Source organism: Streptomyces sp. NPDC001544 (assembly GCF_042894285.1).
Classification (GTDB): Bacteria; Actinomycetota; Actinomycetes; order Streptomycetales; family Streptomycetaceae; genus Streptomyces.
In genome coordinates, this window is record NZ_JBIAVN010000001.1 from 175,584 (window position 1) to 191,345 (window position 15,762).

General features: G+C 73.4%; 12 protein-coding genes. 1 reads left to right on the forward strand and 11 read right to left on the reverse strand.

Features of this window, described 5'->3' with window-relative positions; genetic code table 11:
- Positions 1-3: 3 nt before the first annotated feature.
- A complete protein-coding gene (locus tag ACFY0F_RS00810) occupies positions 4-417 on the reverse strand; it encodes a globin (protein ID WP_388786862.1) in 414 nt (137 codons plus the stop codon).
- Positions 418-494: 77 nt separating this feature from the next.
- On the opposite strand from ACFY0F_RS00810, the gene ACFY0F_RS00815 reads away from it, so the two are divergent.
- A complete protein-coding gene (locus ACFY0F_RS00815; RefSeq protein WP_388786865.1) occupies positions 495-1,502 on the forward strand; it encodes a methyltransferase domain-containing protein in 1,008 nt (335 codons plus the stop codon).
- A 15-nt stretch (positions 1,503-1,517) separates the two neighbouring features.
- Here ACFY0F_RS00815 and ACFY0F_RS00820 read toward each other — a convergent pair whose 3' ends face one another.
- The 10 genes from ACFY0F_RS00820 to ACFY0F_RS00865 all read right to left on the reverse strand — a co-directional run bounded on the left by ACFY0F_RS00820 (position 1,518) and on the right by ACFY0F_RS00865 (position 15,761).
- Complete coding sequence (locus tag ACFY0F_RS00820; protein ID WP_388786867.1) at positions 1,518-3,164, reverse strand: FHA domain-containing protein; 1,647 nt, start codon at positions 3,162-3,164, stop codon at positions 1,518-1,520.
- Positions 3,165-3,233: 69 nt separating this feature from the next.
- A complete protein-coding gene (locus tag ACFY0F_RS00825; protein ID WP_388786869.1) occupies positions 3,234-4,580 on the reverse strand; it encodes a VWA domain-containing protein in 1,347 nt (448 codons plus the stop codon).
- Positions 4,581-4,680: 100 nt separating this feature from the next.
- Entirely contained in the window at positions 4,681-6,042 is a 1,362-nt protein-coding gene (locus tag ACFY0F_RS00830) for a PP2C family serine/threonine-protein phosphatase (RefSeq protein WP_388786872.1), read from the reverse strand.
- A 3-nt stretch (positions 6,043-6,045) separates the two neighbouring features.
- Positions 6,046-8,538 carry a tetratricopeptide repeat protein gene (locus ACFY0F_RS00835; RefSeq protein ID WP_388786875.1) on the reverse strand — a complete coding sequence of 831 codons (2,493 nt, stop codon included), beginning with the start codon at positions 8,536-8,538 and terminating at the stop codon, positions 6,046-6,048.
- Positions 8,535-9,866, reverse strand: coding sequence for a hypothetical protein (locus ACFY0F_RS00840; protein ID WP_388786878.1), 1,332 nt, complete (start codon positions 9,864-9,866; stop codon positions 8,535-8,537). Before ACFY0F_RS00840 ends, ACFY0F_RS00835 begins: the two co-directional genes overlap by 4 nt.
- Positions 9,867-9,939: 73 nt before the next feature.
- Positions 9,940-10,956, reverse strand: a complete 1,017-nt coding sequence (locus tag ACFY0F_RS00845; protein WP_388786881.1) for a glutamate ABC transporter substrate-binding protein — start codon at positions 10,954-10,956, stop codon at positions 9,940-9,942.
- A gap of 14 nt (positions 10,957-10,970) precedes the next feature.
- Entirely contained in the window at positions 10,971-12,416 is a 1,446-nt protein-coding gene (locus ACFY0F_RS00850) for a hypothetical protein (protein ID WP_388789111.1), read from the reverse strand.
- Positions 12,417-12,564: 148 nt separating this feature from the next.
- Positions 12,565-13,536: an N-acetylglucosamine kinase gene (locus ACFY0F_RS00855; protein WP_388786883.1), complete on the reverse strand. Its 972-nt coding sequence runs from the start codon at positions 13,534-13,536 to the stop codon at positions 12,565-12,567.
- Entirely contained in the window at positions 13,527-14,792 is a 1,266-nt protein-coding gene (locus tag ACFY0F_RS00860) for a 6-phospho-beta-glucosidase (protein WP_388786886.1), read from the reverse strand. The genes ACFY0F_RS00855 and ACFY0F_RS00860 overlap by 10 nt, the downstream gene beginning before the upstream one ends.
- 75 nt (positions 14,793-14,867) lie before the next feature.
- Entirely contained in the window at positions 14,868-15,761 is an 894-nt protein-coding gene (locus ACFY0F_RS00865; protein ID WP_388786888.1) for a carbohydrate ABC transporter permease, read from the reverse strand.
- Between the last annotated feature and the right edge of the window lies 1 nt (position 15,762).

The following is a 15,762-nucleotide window of genomic DNA, read 5'->3' on the forward strand; positions in this document are numbered from 1 at the left end:
GGCTCACCCGGCGGTGTTGATCATCGAGGCGGCGGCGTACGTCAGGTAGTTCCACAGCTGCTCCTCGTGCTCCTCGGACAGCCCCAGGTCGTCGACGGCCGCCCGCATGTGCCTCAGCCAGGCGTCGTGCGCCGCCCGGTCGACGGTGAACGGGGCGTGGCGCATGCGCAGCCGGGGGTGGCCCCGGTTGTCGCTGTACGTCGTCGGGCCGCCCCAGTACTGGATGAGGAACAGCGTCAGCCGTTCCTCGGCCGGGCCGAGGTCCTCCTCCGGGTACATCGGCCTCAGGAGCGGGTCCTGTGCGACCCCCTCGTAGAAACGGTGGACCAGTCGGCGAAACGTCTCCTCCCCGCCGACCTGCTCGTAGAAGGTCTTCTCCTGAAGCGTGCCGCGCCGAATCTCTTTCACGCCCCCCATGGTCTCAGACGCGCCGACCGAGGACCGAGGTCCTAGGACCACTCGCCCCGGCCCGCCCCGCGCCGCACAGTGGACGCATGGATTCCGACACCGGCCGCACGGGCTCCCACGCTCTCGGCGACAAGGACCTCGCCGAACTCGCCGTGTCCGCGCGTGAGGCGCTGGTACGGGAGATCGACGCGAGCGGGGTCTGGAAAGCCGACCCGGTGTGGCGGGAGGTGTTCGCGGCGGTGCCGCGGCACCTGTTCGTGCCGTACTACTACGTCGGCGTCATCGGCGGCTACGAACGCCGATGGGGCGAGAACCCGGACCCCGAGGCGCGGGAGCGCTGGCTGGACGGGGCCTACGCCGACGCCCCGCTGGCCACCAGACTGCGCGACGGGGAACTGCTCTCCTCCAGCAGCCAGCCCTCGCTGATGGCCAGGATGCTCGTCGCACTGCGGGTGGCCGACGGCGACCGGGTGCTGGAGATCGGCGCGGGCACCGGTTACAACGCGGCCCTGCTCGCCCACCGGCTCGGCGACGACGACCTGGTCACCACCGTCGACCTGGAACCGGAGATCACCGAGTCGGCCCGGCGGCACCTGGCCGCCGCCGGGTACCACCCGGCCGTGATCACCGGTGACGGGTCGCGCGGGGTCCCCGAACGCGCCCCCTTCGACCGGATCATCGCGACCTGCGCCCTGCCGTCCGTACCGCGCGCCTGGCTCGCCCAGTGCCGTCCCGGCGGACGCGTCCTGACCCCGCTCGCCACCGGCCTGGCCGCGCTGACCGTGGCGGACCCCGGGCACGCCGAGGGGCGCTTCCTGGCGACGCCCGCCTACTTCGTGCCGCTGCGCGGCGGGGACCGGCCCGAGCCGGGGCCGACGTCCTTCGAGGGGCTGCCCGACGGGGCCCGACGCCAGGACCTGTTCCGCTTCCTGCTCACGCTGACCCGGGACGTCCTCGACCCCCGGGAGGCGTACGCGCTGTGGCAGCGCGAGGGCAGGCCGCCGCGCGAGCGGTACGGCGTCACGGTGGACGGCGACCGCGAGTGGGCGTGGCTGGACGACCCGGAGGGGCCGTACACCTGGCCCCTCCCGTGACGACGCGTTACGCGGTTACCCGCGCCGGACGGTGATCGTCGTCCACGCGCCCACGTGCACCCGGTCGCCGTCCTGCAGCGGCACCGGCACGAAGGGCTGGATCGGGTCCTCCGAGCCGTTGACCGTCGTGCCGTTGGTCGAGTTCTGGTCGACGACCGCCCAGCTGCCGTCCGGCTGCTGGACCAGCACCGCGTGCTGGTGCGAGACACCCGGGTCCTCCGGCGGCACCGACAGGTCGATGTCGGGGGTGTCGCCGGTGGAGTGGCGGCGGCGGCCGATGGTGACCTGGTTGCCGGTGAGCGTGCGCTGCTGCTCGGGCGAGTACGCGGGCAGGTTCAGGCCCGTGGCCTCGGGGCCGGATCGCTGCATCATCGCCATGAAGTACTCGCGGTCCGGGCCGATGGTCGCCGTCCAGGTGGCCGGTCCCTGCGGGGCCTGCGGCGCCTGCGGGTAGCCGTAGCCACCGCCCGGGCCGGGCGGGGCCTGGGTGGCGCCGGGCTGCGGGTAGCCGTAGCCGCCGCCGGGGCCGGACGGGTTCGTGGCCGACGGCGGGGAGATCACCCAGTCGTCCTCGCCGCCGCCGAAGGACGGACCGCCCGCCGGCGGGCGGCGGGTCTCCTGCGGGAAGGCCGGCGGGGCCGGCGGACCGGCCTGCTGGTAGGCGGACGGCGGACCACCGGCCGTGGCACCGGGACCGGGAGGCGGCGGAACCGGCCGCGACGGATCGCCGCCGAAGCCACCGGATCCGGGCGCACCGGGAGCACCGGGAGGGTTGGGCGGGCCGGAGCGACCGGCCGGCCCGGACTGCTCACGGCCGAACGGCGGAGGGCCGCCCTGGCCCTGACCGCCGCCGAAGCCGGAGGGGCCGGGACCGCCGGGGCCGCCGGGACCACCCTGGCCGGGACCGCCGCCGAAGCCGGAGGAGCCGGGACCACCGGGGCCGCCGGGACCACCGGGGCCGCCGGGACCACCCTGGCCCTGACCGCCACCGAAACCGGAGGAGCCGGGACCACCGGGACCACCAGGCCCGCCCTGGCCGTGACGACCGGGCCCACCCGGCCCGCGTTCGCCTCCGAAGCCCTGAGGACCGAAGCCCTGCGGACCCGGACCCTGCGGACCGGAACCCTGGGAACCGGGCCCCTGAGCACCGCCGCCCTGGCCGGGACCGCGCCGGCCGCGTTCGCCGCCGAAGTGCGTCGGGCCGGACGGCTCGCTGCCGAAGGGGCTCGGCGGGATCGGCTCGGCGGGGCGGTTCAGCTGGGACGGGCGCGAGCCCTCGTACTCGTACGGGTCACCGCCGCCGTACGACGGGCCGGGCGGCTGGAAGCGGGGGGCGGCCTGGCCGGGCGCGGGCGGGCGCGGGGCGGCCGGGGTGTAGGAGGTGGCCGTGTTGGTCAGGAAGTTCCAGCGGCACTCCTCGCAGAACGGCGCACCGCCCTCGCGGGGCGTGCGGCACTGCGGGCAGAGCTCCGGCTCCTGGTTCGGCCCCGAGGACAGGTTGCGCCCGCCGTGCTGGCCTCCCTGGCCGGGAGGCGGCGGGAACCCGTACCCGCCGCCCGGGGGCGGCGGAGGGGGCGGAGGTACGGCACCGGCCATGCGGTGACCGCAGACCTCGCACCAGTCGTCGGAACCCGACTGGTGTCCGTTCGGGCAGGTCGGCATGTCGGCGCTTCCCCCTCTCTCGCAGGGTCCTGCTGAGTCGTTCCGGGGTGTCCCCCGGAGAGTCCTATGTCACTTCTTTACACGAACAGTCTTCGTGGACCGGGTCTCGAGAGTCATCTCGTCGGCCTCCGCGACCTTCGTCTTCAGTCGCACAGTACCTGTCGCGGCGTCGACCACGTCCACCACCTTCGCAAGCAGTTTCGCAGTATCCGCGTTTCCGGAGGCACTGGCGAGCTGAACGGCCCGCCCCAGTTTGGCCGTTGCCCCGTCGAAATCGCCCGCTTTGCGAAGGTCCAGGCCCTTCTGGATGGCTTGTGCCAGTTCGGCCTGACCGGTGTAGTGCGCGACCTGCGGATTGATCGAGGTCGAGGCGGTCATGTCGTCGGTCCAGACCGCCCGTACGAGGCCCTGGGCGCCCAGGTTCCGCACGCTTCCGTCCGGCTGCGGGACGACCAGCGACACCCGGGCGGCCAGCATCTCCTGGCCGATGCCGGCCGCGGGGACCTCGACGCACACGTGGTAGTCACGCGACTCGTCCCCCCAGGAGCCGGTGGGATAGTCCCCGGCCCGCGGCCCCGCCTCGGTGCGGCGGTCGGTCAACTCCTCCACCCGCGGCGCGACTTGCTTGACGAATCTGATGGTGGTGCCGACCGGCGTCCACAGTCTGAGGGCGACGTCCGCGACCTCCTTGCCCATCGCCGTCTCCATCATCCGCGTGAAGTCGGCGGCGAGCCCGGTCGGGTCGGCGACTATGTCGGCGGTGCCGAGCAGCGCCGAGGCGATCGCTGTGACTTCTTTCACTTCCCAGTCGGTGCCCACGCCCCGCGCGTCACAGGTGAAGCGTCCGGCGCACTCGTCGAGGGCGGCCCGCAGGTCCTCCGGCGACTCGTGTTCGTTGCGGCCGTCGGTGAGCAGGATGCCGTGCCGGATGGCGACGTCCGCCGAGGACAGCAGACGGTCGGCGAGCCGCAGCCAGGTGCCGATCGCGGTGCCGCCGCCCGCGCTGAGCCGGCGCAGCGCCTGCTTGGCCTGCTCCCGGGTGGTGGCGTCGGCCACGGCGACCCGGCCGCCGCCCGGGTAGACCTCCTTGGCCACGTGGGTGCCGCCGATCACCGCGAAGTGCACACCGTCGCGCAGGGTGTCGATCGCGGCGGCCGTGGCGTCACGGGCGTTGCGCATCTTGACCGGCGGGTAGTCCATCGAGCCCGAACAGTCCACCATGAGCGCCACGGCGGCGGACGGGCCCTGCCCGGGGGCGTACAGGTGGGGTGCCGCCACCGCGCTCCCGATGGTCCCACCGCCGGTCGCGCTCACCGTGACGATCGCGTTGACCTCGCGGCCGCCCTCCGGCAGGTACTCGTTCTGGTACACGTCCACCGAGAACTGCGGCACGTTCGACTTCGAGAAATTGGCCATGACTGCTCTGATCCCCCTCCGAACCCACGGCTCCCGTGGGCGATGACAGTACGCGGACCGGTCCCCTCCGGTCCGCCGGAGCCTCCCCGTGTGCGGCCCCTCAGGCCGATCCTGCCCCCTGCGGCGGGGCCGGGAACGGCAGGACGGCCACTGTTACGTTGTCGTGGCCCCCGCCGTCCAGGGCGTGGCCGACCAGGACCCGGGCGGCGTGCAGCGGGCGTGCGGCGGCGTCGACGGGGATCGCCTCGGCCATCTCCCCGGCGGTCTCCGCGTAGTTCCACAGGCCGTCCGTGCACACGACCACCACACCCGGCCGGTCCGGCTTGAAGGAGGCGGTGTGCGGCTCCAGCTCGTAGGCGTCCGCGCCGAGCCAGCCGGTGATCGCGTGGGCGCGCTCGTCGGCGTAGGCCTCCGCCTCGCTCATCAGGCCCGCGGCCACCATCTGCGCGGCCCAGGAGTCGTCCTCGGTGAGCCGGGCCGGGGGCGCCGCGCGGTCCAGCGGCACCCAGTAGACGCGGCTGTCGCCGACCCAGCCGACGACCAGCAGGCCGGAGGTGACCACCGCGCCGACGATCGTGCAGGCGGGGGCGTTCTGGTGGACGGCGTGCTCGCGGGCCTCGGCGGGCTCGTCCACGAGGGCGTTGACCGCGTGGGAGGCGGCCACGATCGCGTCGTGCATCGCCTGTTGCGGGTGGGTGCCGTGCGGCAGGGCGGCCAGCAGCGACTCGCCCGCCGCCCGGGACGCGGCCAGCGAGGCGTCGTCGGGGCGGGTCGCCGAGGAGACTCCGTCGCAGACGATCGCCAGGGCCACGGGTGAGCCGTCGGACAGCGCGGTGTGGCCGACCGCGAAGGCGTCCTCGTTGCGGTGGTGGCGCAGACCGCGGTCGCTGACGGCGGCGACCGGGCCGGACTCCTGCTCCATGTGGTCGCGTTCGCGGGGCTGGGCGTGCCCGCAGTTCTCGCAGTAGCCGTCGTCGTCCACCCGGCCCGCCCGGCACGCCACACACACCTTGGCCTCCTCGGCCGCGCTCGCGGCATCGGCGGCCGCCCGGGGGTCGGGGGCCTGCAGCGGGTAGTCGTCGGGCTGCGCGGGCCGGTCGAAGCGGACACCGGCGGCCGGGGGAGCGGGAGCGGCCGGGGGCGGCGCGGGCGCCGCCGGGGGCGGGCCCGGTTGCAGCGGGGAGCCGCCGGAGTCGGTGCCCGGGAGGTCCTGCGGCAGGTGCAGCTCCGCCGGCGTGCCGGAGGCGTCCGGGGCCGGCACACCGGGCCAGGTGGCCCCCTCGCCGGGTTCCCGGCCGGAGGCGCCCAAGCCGTTCATGGTGAGCGTCGGGTGGTCCTGCGGCGGCGCGGGCACCACCGACAGGTCGTACCCGCACACACCGCAGAAACGGTCGTCCGACTCGAGCGGCTCCGCGCAGTTCGGGCACTGCGACAGTGCGGCCTGCTGGGGCATCTGCGACATCAACTACACCCACGTCCGGGGGCGGTAACGGTTGGCCCGTTCCACCAGGTCGATCCTCTCCTCGCCGCCGGGCGCCAGCCGGGCCAGCGTGCGGTAGGCGCGTTCCAGGCCGAAGCGGAGGCCCCGCTCGTCCAGACCGCTGCCGAGCAGCACCCGGCCACCCGTGGCGGGCTGGGCGCCCTGACCCCCGGAGAGTATCCAGTCGAGCGCGCTGCCGAGGACTTCCGCCGACAACCGCTCACGCCGCGCGGGATCCAGACCGTACGCCTGCAGGGCCTCCACCTGGGCCGCGGCGGCGGTCAGGTCGTCCAGGAAGGGTACGTCCGCGGCGGTCGCCGTGCGCTGCCTGAGCCGCGCCCGTACGGCGGCCACGCGCGCGGCCGTGTAGTGGATGGAGGACTCCGGCACCGACTCCAGCGTCCGTACCGCACCCCGCCGGTCCCCGGCCGCGAGCGTCACGCGGGCCAGACCGAACGCGGCGCTGACATGGCTCGGGTCGGTGGACCACACCAGGCGGTAGTACTCGGCGGCGTTGTCGAGCTGGCCGAGCACCTCCGCGCACATGCCCAGCGCCAGCTTGGGCGCGCTCTCCCCGGGGAAGGCGTCGTAGATCGCGTCGAAGGAGAGCGCGGCGCCCTCGAAGTCGCCGGTTACCAGCGCGGACACGCCCCGGTACCACACCACCCGCCAGTCGTCGGGCCGTTCCCCCTCCAGCTTCGCCAGGGACAGCACGGCGGTCTCGGCCTCGCCGTGCTCCAGCCGGGCGCGGACCTGCATCAGCCGGGTCTCCACCGTCTGCTGCGGCGCCGCGGCGAGCGCAGAGATCAGCTCACCCGGCGCCGAGGCCATCAGCCCCGCCAGGAAGCCGGCGTTGGGGTCGGCCGGGTCGACGTGCGGCACGGGCAGGGCCAGGGCGGCGGCCCGGGTGTCGAGGGGCTTGACCAGGCCGGACCCGCCGCCCGGGGAGGCGGACAGGGACGCGGGGCCGTTCTTCGCGCGGGCCGCTCTCGCCCCCAGCCGTGACACGTCCCCGTCCAGGCCGGGGAACAGCTCCGTGTCCGTGACCTTCACCTCGGGCCCGAACAGCGTGGACAGCGCGGGCCGGGGCCGCCCCGTCTGCAGGGACACCACCTCCCGCAGCACGCCCGTGAGCTGCTCGGCCATCTCCTGCGCCGAGGCGAACCGGCGGGCCGGGTCGGGGTCGGTGGCGCGGACCAGCAGCCGGTAGAACGACTCGTAGCGGCGGAAGACCTCGATGTTGTCCGGGTCGGGCAGGGAGTCCACGAAGACGTTCGTGTAGCCCTGGAAGTCGAAGGTGAGGACGGCGAGGGTCCGGCCCACCGTGTACAGGTCGGACGCCACCGACGGGCCGACCTCGGCGACCTCCGGAGCCTGGTAGCCCACGGTGCCGTAGATCGCCGACTCGTCGTCGTCCATGCGGCGCACCGCGCCCATGTCGATCAGCTTGAGCTGGTCCTCGGTCTGGATGGCGTTGTCGACCTTGAAGTCGCAGTACAGCAGGTTGCGGCTGTGCAGATGACCGAGCGCCTCCAGCGCCTCGATGCCGTACGCGCACGCCTGCTCCACCGGCAGCGGGTCCCGCCTGCCCTCCGGGGTGCGGCGGGCGTTGGCGATCTCCTTCAGGGACTTGCCGCCGACGTACTCCATGACGATGTAGCCGTCGAGGGAGCCGGTGCGCTGGTCCAGGTGCTCCACGAAGTTGTAGATCCGCACGATGTTGGCGTGCTCGATCTCCGCGAGGAAGCGCCGCTCGGAGATCGCGGCGGCCATCGCGTCCTGGTCACCGGTGTCCAGCAGGCCCTTGAGCACCACCCACCGGTCGGAGACCGCGCGGTCCACCGCCAGGTAGATCCAGCCCAGCCCGCCGTGCGCCAGGCAGCCCACGACCTCGTACTGGCCGTGCACGATGTCCCCGGCCTTCAGCTTCGGCACGAAGGAGTACGGATGACCGCACTTGGTGCAGAAGCCCTCGGTGCGCCCGGGGTGTTCACCGCGCGCCCGGCCGACCGGCGCCCCGCAGTCCGAACGCGAGCAGAACCGCTTGCGCTCGGGCACCTCGGGGTTGTCCAGCACCATCGCGCGCGGGTCGGGCCGGGGCACTCCCGGGACGGTGACCAGCCCGGCGCCCAGCCTGGCGCGCGCCGACGACCCGGCGGAGGAACCGGAGCTGCGCACCGACACCGAGCGGCCCGTCGACGTGCCCGACACCGAGCGGGACAGCCGCCCGGACACCGAACGGCGGGACCTCGACGAGTGCGCGGAGTGCGACGACGTGCGGCTGCTGGAGGGCGCGCTGGAGCTGCCGGGGGAGTCCTTGCCGCCGCCGGTGATCCCGGTGGCCGGCGAGCCCACCATGCCGCTCGCGCTGACGACCGGGGCGAGACCGCAGGTGTCGCAGTACAGCTCGCCGCCGCCCACGTCCTCGTAACCGCCCTCGCAGCCCGGCCGCTGGCACGTCTGCTCCGCCTGACTCATACCTGTTCCCCCCTACGGTCCTCGGGCCCGCCCTGCTCCGGCACCCGCGGCGCGCCGATCAGTTCCGCCGCCGCCCGCTGGTAGCGCAGCACGGCCTGTTCGGCGACCCGCAGGTCGCAGGGCGCGCTCCACAGCATGCGGCGCGCCGCGTCGTAGCGCTCGACGAGGAACGGGTCCTCGGCGAGCCCGTGCCGGGCGACCTTCGCCTTGTACGCGTCGAGGCGGCCGCGCAGTTCGGCACGGACCGCCAGCGGGGCGGTGACCGCGGTCAACGACTCGCGGGCGCGCAGCAGTTCGTCCTCCGCCTTCTCCTCCAGGGACTCCAGGAGCGGGGAGAGCCGGTGCCACTGGGCCTGTCTGCGGTACTCGGCGGCCGCCGCGAGCTGCTCCTGCAGCGCGGTCGGCGGTCCGCTGACCACCGGGACCTCCGTCGCGGCGATCTTCGCCAGCACCTCGATGCGCGCGGTGCGGGCCTCGGCGAGGGTGCGGTCCGCGCGGGAGAGCACGTCCCGCAGCTTCACCAGCCGCTGCTCGGCGTCCTGGCGGACCGTCAGCACGGCGTCGATCTCCCGGCGCACGTCCTCCAGGGCGCGTGCCTCACGGTCGTACACCGTGGTGTCCGGCCGGCCGCCGCCCGGCGCCGAACTGCCCTCGGCCGGCACCCAGAAGGCGAGCGGGTCCGAGACCACCTGCTCCCGCAGCCCGGTCAGGGTGCGCGTGATGCCCTCCAGGTCGTCGCCCGCCGGATGCTCACCGGGGCGCACGCCCACCGAGTGCGCCAGCTTGCGGGTGCGCTGGAGCTCCGCGGCCAGTAAATCGATCCGGGCGGGCAGCGCCGACCACACCGCGTCGGCGGCGACGACCATGTCCAGCGAGCGCGCGTACAGCTCGTTCATCCGGTCCACCAGCGCGGCCAGGGAGAACCGCTCGCTGAGCCGGTTCGTGCCGGACAGCAGCGTCGGCGCGTTCGCGGTCGCCACCGTGCCGCCCGGGACCGTGACGGACTCGCCGCGCAGCAACTCGGTCAGCTCCACCAGGTCCTCGCGGCTGGACCAGCGGCGCCGGGCGCGGATCTCCCGGGCGGTGCGCAGCGTGGCCGTGTAGGCGTCGAAGTACGACCACAGCAGCGTGATCGACGCCTCCGTGGCCGCCCAGCGCTCCTTCGTCACGCCGGTGAGCTCGGCGCCTTCGAGGAGTCTGCGGCCCGCGTGGTCCTGCAGGGCGAACAGCGAGGTCTCGATCGCCTCGTGTTCCGCGCCGAGCCGCGCCAGCGCACGGTCCACCTCGTCCCGGTCCATCACCGGCCCGGTGGGGTCCGTGGCGCCCATCGATCACCTCTCGCTCTTGTCGCCCGAAGTCTGCTGGAGTTCATGCCCGAAGATCGCCTGCGCGACGCCCCGTTCAGTTCTTCCGCAGATAGTCCGGGGCGGGTGGCTTCGAGGGGCCGGAGTCCGTCCCCAGTGTGGCCGACAGCCACTTGTCGTACGACGCCTGCCAGCCGCTCGCGCGGTACTGCACCAGGATCTGGTTGACCCGGCGTATCAGATCGGTCGCGTCCTTCTTCATGGCCACGCCGTAGTAGTCGGTGGTGAAAGGGGCGCCCTTCAGTTCGACCGTCGGGTCCTGGGCGGCCTGGCTGGCGGCGAGCGCGGCGTCGGTGACGACGGCGTCGACCTCGCCGAGCTGCAGTCGTACCAGGCAGTCGAGCTGGTTGGGGACGGCGACCAGCTTGCCGGCCTTCTTGTCGGCGGCCAGTTGCGTGTAGGCGGTCGAACCGGCGGCCGCGCACACCCGGCGGTGCGCCAGGGTGACGTCGTACCCGGTGATGGGCGACGACTTGGGTGCGAGGACCTGCTGACCGGTCTTGAAGTACGGTGCGGAGAAGGCGACGTCGGCCAGCCGGTCACAGGTGATGGTCATGGTGCGGACGACCATGTCGACCCGGCCGGTCCGGACGGCTTCGGTGCGCTGGCTGGTGGGGATGGCCTTGAACTGGACCGCGTCCGGCTTGCCGAGGATGTCCTGGGCGATCCGGTGGACGAGGTCGATGTCGAAGCCCTCCAGCTCCGCGCCCCTGGTGTTGGGGTTGCGGTAGCCCCAGCGGTAGCTGTTCTGGTCGACGCCCACGATGATCTTGCGGTCGTCGCCCTTGCGGGCCTTGATGGCGTCGATCGTCCGGCCGTCCGCGCCCGACGGGGACAGCGTCTGCTTCTCCGGGGCGTCGCAGGCCTTCGCCCGCGCCTGCCGGGCGGTGGCGACGCCCTGCCCGCCGACGCCCTGTCCGACGCCCTGCCCGCCCCCGAACGGCCGGCTCAGCGGCAACAGCAGCACGGCGGCCAGCGCCAGCGCGCACAGGACCGCCAACGCCCCGACGCCGCCCCATCCGCGCAGGGCGGCCCGCACTCGTCGTGCGTTCATGTTCGCGTCCCCTGTCACCGGTACTCCGAAAGCCTGCGGCCGATGCCGAGCAGGGCGCCCGCGGCGCCGAGGACGGCGAGGACCGCGGCGCCGGCCGGGAGGCCGGTCATCGCGTCGCGGCCGTCGCCCGCCGAGCGCTGGAACTCCTTCTGCTCGTGGGCGAGCGCGTCCTTCAGGTTCGTGTCGACGGCGTCGAAGCACTCACCGGTGGCGCCCTTGGCGCCGATCACCAGGTCGAGCGCCTTCTCGTAGTTGCCGTGCTCGTCCTCGGAACGGGCCGACGTGTGGCGCTTCCGCCACGCCGCCATGTTGCCCTCGGCCGCCTGGACCGGCTTGCTGCCCGCCTGGTCGTCGGCGAGGCCGGCCGCCTCGGACAGGCCCTTGCCGAGGTCCTTCATGTCCCTGTCGAAGTCGTAGTAGTAGGCGTCGTAGGTCTCGTCGCCGACCTTGATGGTCTCGGCGCCGCGCGCGACCAGGCTGAGGTTCTCGTTGCCGCGCGCCTTCAGCGAGGCGATGCGGGCGTCGTGCAGCACGTTCAGCGAGCGGACGCCGTGATCGTAGGAGCTGTCGAGGCCCGCACGGGCGACGGCGTGGCCGACGACCAGCCAGAGCAGGACCACCGCGGCGGTGGCGGTCGCGGCGACCAGGCCGTGGTTCAGGACGCGGTTGGTGCGCCGGTACTCGCGGTGCTGGGCCCAGGCCAGCGCGGCCAGGGCGAGGACGCCGAGGGCGATCGCCGCCCACGGGTAGGGCGTGGCGTCCCCGTAGTCCGAGCTCAGCCGCTGGTTCTCCTTCTTGTAGAGATCCTCGGCCGCCGGGAGCATCTCCTTCTGCATCTTCTCGTTGGCGTAGCGCAGATACGCGCCGCCCACCGGATAGCCCTGCCGGTTGTAGGTGCGGGCGCGCTCGATCAGGCCCTTGTACTCCGGGAGCAGCTTGTTCAGCTTGGTGACCGTCGCTTCCGACGGGGAGCCCGGGTCGGAGGCGGCGGCGGCCGTGACGAGTCCCGCGGCGGCGGTGCGGATGTCCTTCTCGTACCGGTCGCGGGAGTCGGCGTTCTCCTGGCCGCCCGCCAGGAACCCGCTGGAAGCGGCCGTGTTGGCGTCGGCCAGGGAGCGGTAGATGTCGGCGGCGCCGGAGCTGAGCGGCTGGCTGCTGTGCAGCACGTCGTCGGCGGCGGCCGCCCGTTCGCTCTCCTGCCAGGCGGCGACCGCGCCGAACACGACGACCAGCAGGGCCAGGACGGCGCCGATGAAGCGCAGCCGGCCCGGTTCGGTGGTCGCGGCGGCGCGCAGCCGGTCGACACCCTCGGCGAACGCGGTGCGGCGGGGCGGCGCCGCGACGGGTGCCGGGGCCTGGACGGGCGCCTGGACGGGCGCCGGGGCCGGTACCGGTGGCCGTCCCGGCGCCGGTGGCGCCGCGCTGCTCGTCGGCGGGTGTGTCACCTTGACCTCCCCCATGGTCATTTGCTTGCCGACCAGTATCACCGCCTGCGCTGACATTGGGCAGCGGGGGGCAGCATTGTCACCTCCCCGTGCTCATGAATACGCGCCGTGAATCCGTTCGGTTCCCTGGGGGCGGTGCTCGGAGGCGGTGCCGGCCCGCGGTTCAGATCTCCCAGTGCTCCCGCGCCCGTTCCACCGCCTCGGGCCCGGCCCCCAGCCGGTCCAGTCCCAGCAGCGCCGCCCCCAGCACCGGGCTCGCCGTCACCACCCGGGCCACCGCCTTCGGCGCCCGTGCGGCCAGCAGCTCCCGGATCCGGTCGTCGAGCCGGGCGTGCCCGGCCGCGAGGACGCCGCCCCCGAGCAGGACGGGGGTCTCCTCGTCCAGCAGGTCCAGGCGGGACAGCGCCACCGTCGCCATGGTCACCACCTCCTCGGCCAGCCGGTCCACGACCGCGCCGGCCACGGCGTCCCCGCCGGCCGCCGTCGCGAACAGCACCGGCGTCAGCTCGTGCCGCCGGACCTGCTCGACCCGTCCCAGGTGCAGCGCCTCGATGAGGGCGTACACGGAGTCGAGCCCGAAGTGCGCCGGGAGCGTGCGCGTCAGTTCGGTGGGCTCGCCCCGGCCGTCCTCCGCCCGGGCGGCGAACCACATGGCCTCCTCCGCCAGGCCCCAGCCGCCGCCCCAGTCACCGGAGATGCGGCCGAGGGCGGGGAAGCGGGCGGTGCGGCCGTCGGGGCGCATGCCGACGCAGTTGATGCCCGCCCCGCAGACCACCGCCACGCCCCGGGGTTCGGCCACGCCCGCGCGCAGGATCGCGAAGGTGTCGTTGCGGACCTCCACCGTCGTGCCCCACGCGCGCGCGTGCAGTGCGGCCGCCAACTGCTCCTCCTCCACGGGCAGATCGGCGTTGGCCAGGCACGCCGAGACATGGGAGACGGACTCCACCCCGGCGGCGGTGTAGGCCCGGGCCACCGCCCGCCCCAGTGCGTCCACCGCCGCGGCCACGCCCACCGTGGGCGGGCGGAACCCGCCGCCGCGGGCCGTGGCCAGGACGCGGCCGTCCGCCGCCAGGACCGCGACGTCGGTCTTGCTGTTGCCCGCGTCGATGGCGAGGACACTTGCGGTCAGGCCCACGCGAGGTGCTCCCGGTTGTGCGCGACCAACTGGTCGGTGAGGGCTTCGGCGTACTCGTACTGGCCGATCAGGGGATGGGCCAGCAGGGCCCGGAACACCCGGTCCCGGCCGCCGCGCAGCGCCGCCTCCAGCGCCAGCTCCTCGTACGCCGTCACGTTCGCCACCAGCCCCGCGAACAGCGGGTCCACCTCCGGCACGGGCAGCGGCACGGGACCCGTCGGTCCGACCGCCGCCTGTACCTCGATCACCGCGTCGTCGGGCAGGAAGGGCAGCGTGCCCCGGTTGAGGGTGTTCACCACCTGGTACGGGCTGCCCGAGCTCCCCAGCAGGGCCGCCGCCAGGTCCACCGCGGCCTCCGAGTAGTAGGCGCCGCCGCGCCTGGCGAGCAGCTCCGGCTTCTCGTCCAGGGCCGGGTCGCCGTACATGGCCAGCAACTCCTTCTCCATGGCGGCCACTTCCGCCGCCCGGGAGGGCTTGGTGCGCAGTTCCCGCACCACCGCGTCATGGGCGTAGTAGTAGCGCAGGTAGTACGACGGGACCACGCCGAGGCGGTCCAGGAGCGGGCGGGGCAGCCGCAGGTCGTCGGCGACGGTGTCGCCGTGGTCGGCCAGCAGTTTGGGCAGGAGGTTCTCGCCCTCCGGGCCGCCGAGGCGGACACCGGTCTCCCAGGTGAGGTGGTTGAGCCCGACGTGGTCGAGGTGGACGTCGGCGGGTGCCACGCCGAGCAGGCCGGCGAACTTCCGCTGGAATCCGATGGCCACGTTGCACAGCCCGACCGTCTTGTGCCCGGCCTCGAGCAGGGCGCGGGTGACGATGCCGACCGGGTTGGTGAAGTCGATGATCCACGCGCGCGGGTTGGCCCGGCGGACGCGTTCGGCGATGTCGAGCACCACCGGAACCGTCCGCAGCGCCTTGGCCAGACCGCCCGCGCCGGTGGTCTCCTGACCGACGCAGCCGCACTCCAGCGGCCAGGTCTCGTCCTGCTCACGGGCCGCCTGTCCGCCGACCCGCAGCTGCAGCAGCACCGCGTCCGCGCCCTCGACGGCGGCGTCCAGGTCGGCGGTGGTGGTGATCCGGCCGCCGTGGCCCTGCTTGGCGAAGATCCGGCGGGCCAGGCCGCCCACGAGTTCGAGGCGGTCGGCGGCCGGGTCGACGAGCACGAGCTCCTCGACGGGCAGGGTCTGCCTGAGACGCGCGAATCCGTCGATGAGTTCGGGGGTGTAGGTCGACCCTCCGCCGACCACGGTGAGTTTCACTGGAGACTGCCTCGCTTCCGGGTGCGGGGAACGGTGGTCATCGGCCGGGGGTCCGGGAGTGCACAGCATGTGGGGTCAACCCTTCACTCCGGTGAGCGTGACGCCCTCGACGAACGCCTTCTGGGCGAAGAAGAACACGAGGATCACGGGGGCCATGACCAGCACGGTGGCGGCCATGGTCAGGTTCCAGTCGGTGTGGTGCGCGCCCTTGAAGGACTCCAGGCCGTAACTCAGGGTCCAGGCGCCCGGATTTTCGGAGGCGTAGATCTGGGGCCCGAAGTAGTCGTTCCAGGCGTAGAAGAACTGGAACAGGGCGACGGCCGCGATCCCCGGCCTGGCCATCGGCAGCACGACCTTCAGCAGGGTCCGCAGGTCGCCGCAGCCGTCCACCCTGGCCGCGTCCAGGTACTCGTTGGGGATCGTCATCAGGAACTGCCGCAGCAGGAAGATGGAGAACGCGTCACCGAACGCCATGGGGATGATCAGCGGCCACAGCGTGCCCGACAGGTCCAGTTGTTTCGCCCAGAACAGGTACATCGGGATGATGATCACCTGCGGCGGCAGCATCATCATCGAGATCACCAGCATGAGCGACAGGTTCCGGCCCCGGAAGCGGAACTTGGCGAGCGCGTACGCCACCGGGATCGAGGACACCACGGTGAGGACGGTGCCGAGGCCGGCGTAGACCAGGGTGTTCTTCCACCAGGTCAGGAAGCCCGGTGTGTCGAACACCTTGCGGTAGTTGCCCCACTCCCAGGTGTGCGGGATCAGGTCCCGGCTCAGTGACTGGGTGTCGCTCATCAGCGAGGTCAGGAAGATGAAGACGAAGGGGAGCGTGAAGAAGAGGGCGGCCGCCACGCCGAGGGAGTGGATCGCGACCCACTCCAGGAGCGCCCGGCGGCGGGCGGTGCGCTCGGCGGGGGAGGCGGGGGTCTTCAGCTCGACCGGTCTGTCCAGCACTTGGGTCATC

Bases quoted from the DNA above. Each gene is read 5' to 3' on its own strand.
- ACFY0F_RS00810 (WP_388786862.1), bottom strand. From the start codon at position 417: ATGGGGGGCGTGAAAGAGATTCGGCGCGGCACGCTTCAGGAGAAGACC.
- ACFY0F_RS00815 (WP_388786865.1), top strand. From the start codon at position 495: ATGGATTCCGACACCGGCCGCACGGGCTCCCACGCTCTCGGCGACAAG.
- ACFY0F_RS00820 (WP_388786867.1), bottom strand. From the start codon at position 3,164: ATGCCGACCTGCCCGAACGGACACCAGTCGGGTTCCGACGACTGGTGC.
- ACFY0F_RS00825 (WP_388786869.1), bottom strand. From the start codon at position 4,580: ATGGCCAATTTCTCGAAGTCGAACGTGCCGCAGTTCTCGGTGGACGTG.
- ACFY0F_RS00830 (WP_388786872.1), bottom strand. From the start codon at position 6,042: ATGTCGCAGATGCCCCAGCAGGCCGCACTGTCGCAGTGCCCGAACTGC.
- ACFY0F_RS00835 (WP_388786875.1), bottom strand. From the start codon at position 8,538: ATGAGTCAGGCGGAGCAGACGTGCCAGCGGCCGGGCTGCGAGGGCGGT.
- ACFY0F_RS00840 (WP_388786878.1), bottom strand. From the start codon at position 9,866: ATGGGCGCCACGGACCCCACCGGGCCGGTGATGGACCGGGACGAGGTG.
- ACFY0F_RS00845 (WP_388786881.1), bottom strand. From the start codon at position 10,956: ATGAACGCACGACGAGTGCGGGCCGCCCTGCGCGGATGGGGCGGCGTC.
- ACFY0F_RS00850 (WP_388789111.1), bottom strand. From the start codon at position 12,416: ATGGGGGAGGTCAAGGTGACACACCCGCCGACGAGCAGCGCGGCGCCA.
- ACFY0F_RS00865 (WP_388786888.1), bottom strand. From the start codon at position 15,761: ATGACCCAAGTGCTGGACAGACCGGTCGAGCTGAAGACCCCCGCCTCC.